This is a genomic window from Polaromonas sp. P1_E3 (assembly GCF_056405935.1).
In genome coordinates this window covers 1-10,852 of record NZ_JBFUBD010000089.1, presented here as the reverse complement: position 1 = coordinate 10,852, position 10,852 = coordinate 1, and the positions used below count along the sequence as shown (strand labels likewise).

General features: G+C 61.8%; 10 protein-coding genes. 7 read left to right on the top strand and 3 right to left on the bottom strand.

Features of this window, described 5'->3' with window-relative positions; all coding sequences use genetic code 11:
* Positions 1–699, bottom strand: a 699-nt coding sequence (gene metK, locus AC1D0Z_RS11715; RefSeq protein ID WP_477658421.1) for a methionine adenosyltransferase, incomplete at its 3' end; no start/stop codon positions are given.
* 179 nt (positions 700–878) lie between these two features.
* Here metK and AC1D0Z_RS11710 point away from each other — a divergent pair.
* Both AC1D0Z_RS11710 and AC1D0Z_RS11705 read left to right on the top strand, forming a co-directional pair.
* Positions 879–1,739 (top strand): lysophospholipid acyltransferase family protein, encoded by an 861-nt coding sequence (locus AC1D0Z_RS11710; protein ID WP_477658420.1) that lies wholly within the window; start codon positions 879–881, stop codon positions 1,737–1,739.
* Positions 1,736–2,632: a lysophospholipid acyltransferase family protein gene (locus AC1D0Z_RS11705; RefSeq protein WP_477658419.1), complete on the top strand. Its 897-nt coding sequence runs from the start codon at positions 1,736–1,738 to the stop codon at positions 2,630–2,632. Before AC1D0Z_RS11710 ends, AC1D0Z_RS11705 begins: the two co-directional genes overlap by 4 nt.
* 87 nt (positions 2,633–2,719) lie before the next feature.
* Here AC1D0Z_RS11705 and AC1D0Z_RS11700 read toward each other — a convergent pair whose 3' ends face one another.
* Positions 2,720–3,631, bottom strand: coding sequence for an alpha/beta fold hydrolase (locus AC1D0Z_RS11700; protein ID WP_477658418.1), 912 nt, complete (start codon positions 3,629–3,631; stop codon positions 2,720–2,722).
* A gap of 65 nt (positions 3,632–3,696) precedes the next feature.
* Complete coding sequence (gene yihA / locus AC1D0Z_RS11695; RefSeq protein WP_477658417.1) at positions 3,697–4,473, bottom strand: ribosome biogenesis GTP-binding protein YihA/YsxC; 777 nt, start codon at positions 4,471–4,473, stop codon at positions 3,697–3,699.
* A gap of 210 nt (positions 4,474–4,683) precedes the next feature.
* On the opposite strand from yihA, the gene AC1D0Z_RS11690 reads away from it, so the two are divergent.
* From AC1D0Z_RS11690 to AC1D0Z_RS11670, 5 genes are all read left to right on the top strand, one after another.
* Positions 4,684–5,358 carry a c-type cytochrome gene (locus tag AC1D0Z_RS11690; protein WP_477658416.1) on the top strand — a complete coding sequence of 225 codons (675 nt, stop codon included), beginning with the start codon at positions 4,684–4,686 and terminating at the stop codon, positions 5,356–5,358.
* A gap of 196 nt (positions 5,359–5,554) precedes the next feature.
* The gene (locus AC1D0Z_RS11685; RefSeq protein WP_477658415.1) at positions 5,555–7,774 is read left to right on the top strand and encodes a cytochrome c biogenesis protein ResB; all 2,220 of its coding nucleotides are present in this window, start codon (positions 5,555–5,557) and stop codon (positions 7,772–7,774) included.
* Positions 7,771–9,147 carry a c-type cytochrome biogenesis protein CcsB gene (ccsB, locus tag AC1D0Z_RS11680; RefSeq protein WP_477658414.1) on the top strand — a complete coding sequence of 459 codons (1,377 nt, stop codon included), beginning with the start codon at positions 7,771–7,773 and terminating at the stop codon, positions 9,145–9,147. The genes AC1D0Z_RS11685 and ccsB overlap by 4 nt, the downstream gene beginning before the upstream one ends.
* A 91-nt stretch (positions 9,148–9,238) precedes the next feature.
* On the top strand, positions 9,239–10,237 hold the full coding sequence (msrP, locus tag AC1D0Z_RS11675) for a protein-methionine-sulfoxide reductase catalytic subunit MsrP (RefSeq protein WP_477658413.1): 999 nt from the start codon (positions 9,239–9,241) through the stop codon (positions 10,235–10,237).
* A gap of 150 nt (positions 10,238–10,387) precedes the next feature.
* Positions 10,388–10,852 (top strand): protein-methionine-sulfoxide reductase heme-binding subunit MsrQ (locus AC1D0Z_RS11670; protein ID WP_477658412.1); only part of this gene is annotated, 465 nt, incomplete at its 3' end.

Below are 10,852 nucleotides of genomic sequence, written 5' to 3'. Positions count from 1 at the left end.
GATCAGGTATTTGGTGTCCTTGAGCCACTCTTTGGGCAGCACGGGCTTGATGATTTCTTCAATGATGGCTTCGGTGAACGAGGCCTTCATCTTTGTGGAAGATTCAGACTGGTCGGGGCTGTGCTGGGTGGACAGCACCACGGTGTCGATGCTGTGAGGCTTGCCGTCCACGTAGCGCATGGTCACCTGGCTCTTGGCGTCAGGACGCAGGAAAGGCAGGCGGCCGTCCTTGCGCAGCTGGGCCTGGCGTTCCACGAGGCGGTGCGCGTAATAAATAGGCGCGGGCATCAGGTCGGGTGTTTCGTCGCAGGCGTAGCCGAACATCAGGCCCTGGTCGCCGGCGCCGATGTTCAGGTGGTCGTCGGAGGCGTGGTCCACGCCCTGGGCGATGTCGTTGGACTGCTTGTCATAGCAGACCATGACGGCGCAGCCCTTGTAGTCGATGCCGTACTCGGTGTTGTCGTAGCCGATGCGCTTGATGGTGTCGCGGGCGACCTGGATGTAGTCGACATGCGCGTTGGTGGTGATTTCACCGGCCAGCACGACGAGGCCGGTATTGGTCAGGGTCTCGGCGGCGACGCGGCTGCGCGGGTCCTGCTTGAAGATCGCATCCAGGATCGCGTCGGAAATCTGGTCTGCCACCTTGTCGGGATGGCCCTCGGAGACGGATTCGGATGTAAAGAGAAAATCGTTCGCCATTGCGTACACTCCATGAAAAGTTTGTCGGCGCGTTGCCGGCTGGAATGCTTCGGCGAACGCTTTAGCAGTTTGGTTTAATGTCGCCCTGCAAGTTGTTCAGTAACTCGGCGACAGCCCGCATTATATGACGGCTGGATTCCGGCCGGAGTAACCTTTCGATACCCCCTTTCAACTGATTCATGCTCTGGTTGTTCCGCTTCTTTTCCCTCTGGCCCCTGGCTGCGCTGCACGCACTGGGCGGTGCCCTGGGCTGGCTGGTGTGGGGCCTCAGTCCGCGCTACCGCAGGCAGTTCAGGGCGCATGTGGCCCAGGCTGGCCTCCCTTTTTCGCTGGCCCGGCCGGCGATTGCCGAGGCGGGACGTTTTATTGCCGAACTGCCGAAATTGTGGATGCGGCCCGCCGCTGAATCCTGCCTGGGCAATGTCCGTGTCGAAGGCCAGGCGCACGCGGAGCAGGCTTTTGCCCAGGGCCGCGGGGTGATATTTTTCGGCCCGCATTGCGGCAGTTTCGAACTGGGCCCTCAGGCGCTTGCCGAACTGTATGGGCCGATCACCGCGATTTACCGGCCCGCGCGCAAGGCCTGGCTGGCCCGGCTGGAAAGGCTGGCGCGTGACCGGGCCAATCTCACCGTCGTGCCTGCGTCCTTGAGTGGCATTCGCCTCATGCACAAAACCCTCAAGGCCAACCGGGCCGTCGCGTTGCTGACGGACCAGGTGCCTCCCGAAGGCCTGGGGGTATGGGCGCCCTTTTTCGGCAAGCCGGCCTATACGATGACCCTGGCCGCACGGCTGGCGTTGCAAAGTGGTGCGGTGCTGCTGCCGGTCAGTTGTGAACGCCTGTCCCGCGGCAGGGGCTATTTCCTCAAGATATGGGCCCCGGTGCAGGAGATGGACGCCTCTGATGCCGGCGCGCGCGCCGACCTGCTGCATGGGGTGACGCAGATCAACCGGGCGATCGAGGCCATCGTGCTGAGCCAGCCGGGCCAGTATTTGTGGGGCTACGCCCGCTACAAGACACCACGCAAGGAAACATCCCTTTGAAGACTCCCCGCCAGATGGCCAGCCGGATCGTGACCCGCGGCGGCATTTTTTTCATGCGGGTGCTGGCGCTGCTGCCGCTTTCCTGGACGCGCGGCCTGGGCGTGCTGCTCGGCTGGATTCTCTACGCAGTGGTCGGCTCGCGGCGGCGCGTGGTGGCCACCAATTTCGCGTTGTGTTTTCCGGGTTATCCGGCCGCCGAACGGCGCCGCCTTACGGTGCTGACATTCGTGTTTTTTGCCCAGGCCTGGCTGGACCGCGCCTGGCTGTGGCATGCCCCCAAGGCCTGGGTGCAGCGCCGCGTTCAGGTGACAGGCGCTGTGCAGGAGCTTGAGGGCAACGATCCCACAGTGATATTCCTGCCGCATTTTGTGGGCCTGGACGCGGCTTGGGCCGGGGTAGCGCTGCAGATGCCGCGGCCCTCGACCACTATTTACACCGACCAGTCGAACAAGCTGGTGGACCGCTGGATATTGCGGGGCCGGCGGCGTTTTGGCAACCTGCGGCTTTTCGGCCGGGTGGATGGCGTCAAGCCCATTGTGTCGGCGCTGCGGCAGGGCCAGCCGCTTTATCTGTTGCCTGATATGGACTTTGGCCCGGCTGAATCCGTGTTTGTGCCTTTTTACGGCATACCGACGGCAACGGTGCCGTCCCTCTCGCGGTTCGCCCGCCTGGGCCGCGCCAAGGTATTGCCTTTGCTGCCTCGCATCACCCCAACGGGTTATGAGGTGACGGTGCTGCCGGCCTGGGAGGATTTCCCCAGCGATGACCCGGTGGCCGACACGGCGCGCATGAATGCGCAACTGCAGGATTACATCAACACCATGCCAGCCCAGTATTACTGGGTGCACAAGCGCTTTAAAACGCGGCCCGAAGGCGAGCCATCCCTGTATTGACGGCGCGCTGGTTGAGGCTGGGATTTTTGAGAATAGGTCTACAGGCCATACAGGACGAGCGCAAGCAGCTATTAAATCAATAGCAATCTAGCGAAGAAAATCCTGCAGGTGGGCCGCGACCAATGCGGGCTGCTCGTGCACGATCCAGTGCGTTGCGCCTTCGATTCGGCGCAAGTCCATTTGCGGCACATAGTCGTCCAGGCCTTCCAGCAGCGCGGGCGGCAAGGCCGTGTCGTCCAGGGCCCAGAGCACCAGCGTCGGCAGGTGGATTTCCAGCATTTCTCGTGGAATGCTCACTGCGGCAGCGGCCGGGTCGTTATGGGGCGGACCGTGCCGGGGCGGGCGCAAGGGCGAGGCCCGGTAGTAATTGCAGGGGCCTGTGAGGCCCTGGCGCCAGATTTCGCGGTATTGGTCCTTCACAGCATCCGTCAGCCAGGCGTGCGGCCCATCGACCGCGCCCATGTTGGCAAAAAAATCCCAGAGCCGCCGAAAGTCATTTTCGGCCAGCAAGGCTTCGGCATCCGGGCGAATCAGGAAGTTCATGTAGGCGCTGGCGGCTTGCTGCGCCGGTGAATGCTGCAGCTCGCGCAAAAAAGTGCCCGGATGCGGCGAGTTGATGATGGCCAGCTTTTTCATCAGCGCAGGATGGCCCGCGGCCAGGTTCCAGGCCACCGCGCCGCCCCAGTCGTGGGCCACCAGGCAAGCCAGTTGACCCCCCTCCAGCGCAATCAGCGCTGCAATGTCCTGCACCAGGTGTTTGGGCCGGTAGGCGGCCACATCCAGTGGCGTGCTCGAATGTTCAAAGCCGCGCAGGTTGGGTGCTACACAGCGAAAGCCGCCGTTTTCGGGCCGCGCAAAGTGCTCCAGCAAGCCGTCCCAGACAAAAGCGGCTTCTGGAAAGCCGTGCAGGAACATCAGGACAGGGCGGCCTTTTTCACCGGTTGTACGGCAGGACAATGTGATGCCGTGGGGCAATGAGTGCAGGCTGGTAACGATCATGTTGCTACGTTTTTAATAGCTGCTTGCGCCCGTCCTTGTTGGGTTGCAGCCGTTTTCTTTGAAAATCAGGCTTTGGCACCCCTTGCACCTGAAGCCGCTCCGTCGTTGATCTCAGGCAGTTCTTCAGACGCTGGTTTGGCGGGTTTTTCGGGTTTTACCGGTTTCTCTGCCGGATGGGCCCAGTCCCACAAATGCTGGGCGACTTCCTCGACACCGCGGCGCTTGAGCGAAGAAAAGAGTTTGACGTCTCCGCCGCCGGCCTGCAGTCGCACAATGGACAGCGCCTTGGCCGCTTCGGTCTTGTTGAGCTTGTCGGACTTGGTCAGCAGCACCAGGAACTTGAGGCCGTCTTCCACCCGCGGCCGGATCACGTCCAGCAGGATTTCGTCGAGCTCGGTCAGGCCCAGGCGCGGGTCGCACAGCAGCACCACGGCCTTGAGGTTGTCGCGCGTCTGCAAATAGTTGCCCATCACCTGCTGCCAGCGGTACTTGGCTTCCTTGGGCACGGCCGCATAGCCGTAGCCCGGCAGGTCGGCCAATACCGCGTCCGTCACGCCCTGTTTGCCCAGGCTGAAAAGGTTGATGCTTTGGGTACGGCCCGGTGTCTTGGAAGCAAACGCCAGCCGGTGTTGCTGTGTCAGGGTGTTGATGCAGGTGGATTTACCGGCGTTGGAGCGGCCGACAAAGGCGATTTCAGGCACGTCCACACGGGGCAGGTGCTTGAGTTCGGGTGCTGTGGTCAGGAATTTGGCCGTGTGCAGCCAGCCCATGGCGATCTTGGGATCAGGGGCGCCGGGTACGGCTGCGGGCGGTTTGGGCTTGGGTGTGGAGGCTGAAGTCATTGGTCGGGCGGTCCCTGAAGGTCGGTTGTGCGCCACGGGCTTGCGTGGAAGGGAGCAAATGCCCTCAGATGGGGCTCGGAGGGTGCTTGAACCCTTGTGGCGCCAGCGGCCGGTTGCCGCGGCAAGACCCGAATAATCGGGGGTGCCCTGAAGCCATTGTAAAATCAGAAAGTTATAAGTTTTGTGCGCCAACCAATTAAAACCCCCGATATGAAGCTGTTCGTTACTTCTCTCCTGGCCGCCTTGCTGGCCGTGCCTGCCGTGTCGTCTTTTGCTGCCGGCGAAGCCGCACCTGCACATGGCGCCGCTTCGGCCCCCGCAGCAGCAGCCCCGGCCAAGGTCGCCAAGYCTGACCTGGTCAAGGGCGAGGCCAGCTTCACCGCAGTGTGCGCCAGCTGCCACGGCGCCGACGGAAATTCYGGCACCCCTGCCAACCCCAAGCTGGCGCAGCAGCACCCCGAATACCTGGTCAAGCAGCTGCAGGAGTTCAAGGCCGGCAAGCGCAAGAACCCCATCATGCAAGGCTTTGCGGCGGCGCTGTCTGACGACGACATGAAAAACATCGCCTACTGGGCGACGTCCAAGAAAGCCAAAACCGGCTTTGCCAAAGACAAGGAACTGGTCGCGCTCGGCGAGCGGATCTACCGCGGCGGCGTGCAGGACCGCCAGATCGCAGCCTGCGCAGGCTGCCACAGCCCGACCGGCGCCGGCATTCCTTCCCAATATCCCCGCCTGAGCGGCCAGCACGCCGAATACACGGTGACGCAGTTGACGGCTTTCCGTGACGGCGGGCGCACCAACAGCCTGCCCATGAGCCAGGTGGCCGCCAAGCTGAACGACCGTGAAATCCGCGCGCTGGCCGACTACATAGCCGGCCTGCGCTGAGCAAAGGACGGCAAAGGCCCGGCAGGCGAGTGATTTTTTGCTGAAAGTACCCGCAGGTTGCCTGCAGTATTGAACCCAAGCCTCCAAAACCAATCACACCAAGGCGGGTCTTTCTGATGAAAGCCCGCCTTTTTGCTTTTTCCCCTTCTTTTAGTCCGCAGGCCTTCCTGGGCCAACCGCAGGTTCCATTTCAAGCATGACAGTTTCCACCGAGGGTATGAAAGTCAATTGGGGCTCCCGCAGCTGGCGGGCGGCGGTGGAACTGCTGTCGTCCATGCGGTTTTCCATTTCGCTGCTGACTGTGATCTGCATCGCGTCGATCATCGGCACGGTGCTCAAGCAGGCGGAGCCGCTGGGCAACTACGTGAACCAGTTCGGCCCGTTCTGGGCGCAGGTGTTCAGCCTGCTCAGCCTCAACACCGTGTACAGCGCCTGGTGGTTTTTGCTGATCCTGGCTTTTCTGGTGGTCTCTACTTCTTTGTGCATTGCGCGCAATGCCCCCAAGATCTTCGCGGACCTGAACCAGCTCAAGGAAAACGTCCGGGAGCAAAGCCTCAAGGCCTTTGGCCACCGTGCCGAGGCTGCATTGGCCGAGTCACCCGAAACGGCTGCGCGCCGCATTGGCCAGACGCTGGTGCAAAGCGGCTGGAAGGTGAAGCTGCAGCAACGCGCCGGCAACGGCTGGATGGTGGCTGCCAAAAAAGGTGCGGCCAACAAGCTGGGCTACATCGCGGCGCACAGCGCGATCGTGCTGGTCTGCGTGGGCGGCCTGCTCGACGGCGACATGATCGTGCGCGCGCAGATGTGGCTGAACGGCAAATCGATTTATGCCGGTGGCGGCCTGATTGCCGACGTGCCGGCCCAGCACAGGCTCAGCGACACAAACCCGACGTTTCGCGCCAACCTCCTGGTGGCTGAAGGCACACAGTCCAGCACCGCCATCCTGAACCAGCCGGGCGGCGTGTTGCTGCAGGAGCTGCCGTTTTCCATCGAGCTCAAGAAGTTCATCGTTGAGTACTACTCGACCGGCATGCCCAAGCTTTTTGCCAGCGACATCATCATCCACGACAAGGAAACCGGCGAGAAGATTCCGGCGCGCGTAGAGGTCAACCATCCGGCCAACCACCGCGGCATCGAGATTTACCAGTCGAGCTTTGACGACGGCGGCTCCAGCGTGACGCTCAAGGCCATTCCCATGGCTGCGGCCAGCAAGCCATTTGAAATTCAGGGCACGATTGGCGGCTCCAGCGGCCTGACCAATGGGCAGGGTGAAGGCGCCGAAAAGCTGACGCTGGAATACACCGCGCTGCGGGTCATCAATGTAGAGAACTTCGCGTCGGGCGGCTCCATGGGTTCCGGTGCCGACGTGCGCAAGGTCGACCTGCACCAGGCGATTGATACGCGGCTTGGCGCGGCGAACAAGACCGTGACACAAAAGGAACTGCGCAACGTGGGTCCCAGCGTGAGCTACAAGCTGCGCGATGCATCCGGGCAGGCCCGTGAATTTCACAACTACATGCTGCCGGTCAAGACGGATCCGGCGGAAGACAGCCCGGCGGTCTACCTGATGGGTGTGCGCGAGACACCATCGGCGCCCTTCCAGTACCTTCGCATTCCAGTAGACGCGGAAGGCGGCATGGAGACCTTTTTGCGGCTGCGCGCGGCGCTCGCCAATCCGGCGCAGCGTGAGCTGGCGGTCAGGCGCTACGCGAGCCAGGCCATTGGTCGCGAGCGGCCAGAACTGATGCAGCAGCTCGCCGCATCGACGTCGCGGGCGCTGGCTCTTTTTGCCGGTGACGTTGCAGACGCAGCGGGCACCGCGCAAGGCTCGACAGGCAAGCCCAAAACCGCTGCAGGCCTGCAGGCCATTTCTGATTTTATGGAAGCCAATGTGCCCGAAGCCGAGCGCAACCGCGCGGGCGAGGTGCTGATCCGCATCCTCAACGGCGCCTTGTTTGAACTGACGCAGATGACGCGTGAGCAGGCCGGGCTCAAGCCGCTGGGCCAGGACGAAAAGACACGGGCCTTTATGTCGCAGATGGTGCTCAGCCTGTCGGACGCCAATTTTTATCCCGCACCCATGGCGTTTGAGCTGAAGGATTTCACCCAGGTCCAGGCCAGCGTGTTCCAGGTGGCACGCGCCCCTGGCAAGACCATTGTGTATCTGGGCTGTGCCTTCCTGATCCTGGGCGTGTTCGCCATGCTGTACGTGCGCGAACGCCGAGTCTGGGTCTGGCTGGCGCCGCGCGGCACCGGGGACGGCCAGGCAGAAGATGGCAATGTTGCGGGTTCAATGCCAGAATCTGCCGAAGGCCACAGCCACGCCACCATGGCCCTGTCGACCAACCGCAAGACCATGGACGGCGACAAGGAGTTTGAGATGTTGAAAACGAAACTGTTGCAGGCGCCTTTATGAATACCYCCACGATCAACAACACCGCGGTGAACACCACCACGCTGAAGGCCGGCGGCGACACCACGCTGAGCCTGAACGAAGGCTATTTCGCCCGCCGCAATGTGCTGGACTGGGTGTTTGCCGCGCTGGTCGCCGGCGGCTTTCTGTATGCCTTCGCCCGCTACAGCGATTTCATGGATGTCTATGAAAAAGGCATTTTGTTCGCGGCCATTCCGGCAGCCATCGCCATGGGCTGGTTCTGGCGGCCATTGCGGGTGCTGATGATGGTGGTCAGCGCCTTCGCGTTGCTGGGCATCGCTTCCTACCAGGGCGACCTGGCGCGCGCCGAACAGGTGTTCTGGCTCAAGTACTTCCTCTCCAGCCAGTCGGCCATTTTGTGGATGAGCGTGCTGTTCTTCATGAGCACCATTTTTTACTGGCTGGGCATGTTTGCCAAAGGCCAGAGCAGCACGCTGGAATCGCTGGGCTCCAAAATTGCGTGGGTGGCGATCGGCATGGCGCTGATCGGCACRCTGGTGCGCTGGTACGAAAGCTACCTGATCGGCGCCGACGTCGGGCACATCCCTGTCAGCAACCTCTACGAGGTGTTTGTGCTGTTCTGCTGGATGACGGCGGCGTTCTACCTCTATTTTGAATCGCAGTACAACACCCGCGCGCTCGGCGCTTTCGTGATGCTGGTGGTCAGCGCCGCGGTCGGCTTTCTGCTCTGGTATACGGTGGTGCGCGAAGCCCATGAAATCCAGCCGCTGGTGCCCGCGCTCAAAAGCTGGTGGATGAAGCTGCATGTGCCCGCCAACTTCATCGGCTACGGCATGTTCTCRCTGGCTGCCATGGTGTCGCTGTCTTACCTGATCAAGCAGCAGGCCGATGAAAAGCAGTGGTACCGGCTCACGCCGCTGTGGCTGCTGGGTGTGGTGCTGTGTTTTGTGCCCATCGTTTTTCGCAGCAAGTCGCCGGCCGAAGTGGGCGGCAGCTACTACTGGGTCGGGTACCTGGCCGTGTCGGGGCTGATCGCTGCCGGCATCCTTCTGGGCCGCAAGCGCATCGCCGCACGCCTGCCCAGTTTTGAGGTGCTGGATGATGTGATGTACAAGGCGATTGCCGTCGGCTTTGCCTTTTTCACCATTGCCACCGTACTCGGCGCCTTGTGGGCTGCCGAAGCCTGGGGCGGCTACTGGAGCTGGGACCCCAAGGAAACCTGGGCGCTGATCGTCTGGCTCAACTATGCGGCCTGGCTGCATATGCGGCTCATGAAAGGCCTGCGCGGCACCGTCGCTGCCTGGTGGGCACTGGTTGGGCTGGCAGTCACCTCATTCGCCTTCCTGGGCGTCAACATGTTCCTCTCGGGGCTGCACAGTTACGGAACCTTGTAGCTGTCGGCGAGTCTTTTAAAAGCCTGGCTGAATCCCTGTAAGAAGTTGCTGCGTATTCAGACTAACCCTTAAACGGATTTCAAGGACTCACATGCTCATCAAGACTCACGCCAGCGGCTTCGACCATCCCGTTCCCAGCGAGATCACGCCGCAAGGTATTTATCACGGCCGGCGCGACCTCATCAAGCTGATGGCCACAGGCGCTGCGGGCGCTGCCATGGCCAGCTGGGCGGGGCGCGAGGCGATGGCGCAGACGGTGCAGAAACCCGGGAAGCTGGCAGCTCTTGCCGGCGGTAAATCGGCGGTGGCCGGTGCGGTGACCATGGAAAAGGTCACCGATTACAAAGACGCCTCCACCTACAACAATTACTACGAGTTCGGCACCGACAAGGCCGACCCGGCAAAGAACGCCCACACGCTCGTAACCAAGCCCTGGTCGGTGGCGGTCGAAGGCCTCGTCAAGCAGCCCAAGACTTTTACGCTCGAAGACCTGATCAAGCTGGCGCCGCAGGAAGAGCGTATTTACCGCCTGCGTTGCGTCGAGGGCTGGTCCATGGTGATCCCGTGGGTGGGGTATTCGATGTCCGAGCTCATCAAAAAGGTAGAGCCGCTGGGCAACGCCAAATACGTTGAATTCATCACCCTGGCCGACCCCAAGACCATGCCGTTTGTAGGTTCCCGGGTACTCGACTGGCCTTATGTGGAAGCCTTGCGCATGGACGAGGCCATGCACCCGCTGGCGATGCTGGCTTTCGGCATGTATGGCGAAGTGCTGCCCAACCAGAACGGCGCACCGGTGCGCATGGTGCTACCCTGGAAGTACGGCTTCAAGAGCGGCAAGAGCATCGTCAAGATCCGCTTTACCGACAAGGAGCCGCGCACCGCCTGGAACAAGGCTGCTGCACAGGAATACGGCTTCTATTCCAACGTGAATCCTGACGTGGACCATCCGCGCTGGAGCCAGGCCACCGAACGCCGCATTGGTGAAGACGGCCTCTTTGCCAAGAAGCGCAAGACGCTGATGTTCAATGGTTACGAGGCGCAAGTGGGCCAGCTCTATGCGGGCATGGACCTCAAGAAGAATTTCTAAAGATATGACCCCCACGCTTGCCGCTTCGCGTACTGCGCTGCCCCCCGAGGGGGCCGCTGCGCCTGCTGCCCGGCAAAGCCGGTTCCGCGGCCCCTGCTGGCGTAAGGTCCATGCTGCGTTGCATCTCCACGAGCGTCGGCCCGGTGGCGTATGGCTTTGATGGCGCAGCAAAAATGGTTGCTGCATCCGGCGGCTAAACCCATCCTCTTCGGTGTCTGCCTGTTGCCTTTCGCATGGCTGTTCTACGGCGCTTTCACCAACCAGCTTGGGGCCAACCCGGCTGAGGCGCTGATTCGCGCCACGGGCGACTGGACACTGCGTTTCATCTGTATTGTCCTTGCGGTCACGCCGCTGCGGGTCATCACCAGCACGCCTGCGCTGGCGCGCTTTCGGCGCATGCTGGGGTTGTTCGCGTACTTTTACGTCGCCATTCACCTGCTGAGCTACAGCTGGTTCGACATGGGTTTTGATTTTGCCGATATTGCCAAAGACATTGCCAAGCGGCCGTTCATCCTGGTGGGGTTTTCGGCCTTTGTGTTGCTGACGCCCCTGGCGGCAACGTCCTTCAATGCCGCCATCAAGGCCATGGGCGCCAAACGCTGGCAATGGCTGCAC

Bases quoted from the DNA above. Each gene is read 5' to 3' on its own strand.
- AC1D0Z_RS11700 (WP_477658418.1), bottom strand. From the start codon at position 3,631: ATGATCGTTACCAGCCTGCACTCATTGCCCCACGGCATCACATTGTCC.
- AC1D0Z_RS11710 (WP_477658420.1), top strand. From the start codon at position 879: ATGCTCTGGTTGTTCCGCTTCTTTTCCCTCTGGCCCCTGGCTGCGCTG.
- AC1D0Z_RS11685 (WP_477658415.1), top strand. From the start codon at position 5,555: ATGACAGTTTCCACCGAGGGTATGAAAGTCAATTGGGGCTCCCGCAGC.
- yihA (WP_477658417.1), bottom strand. From the start codon at position 4,473: ATGACTTCAGCCTCCACACCCAAGCCCAAACCGCCCGCAGCCGTACCC.
- msrP (WP_477658413.1), top strand. From the start codon at position 9,239: ATGCTCATCAAGACTCACGCCAGCGGCTTCGACCATCCCGTTCCCAGC.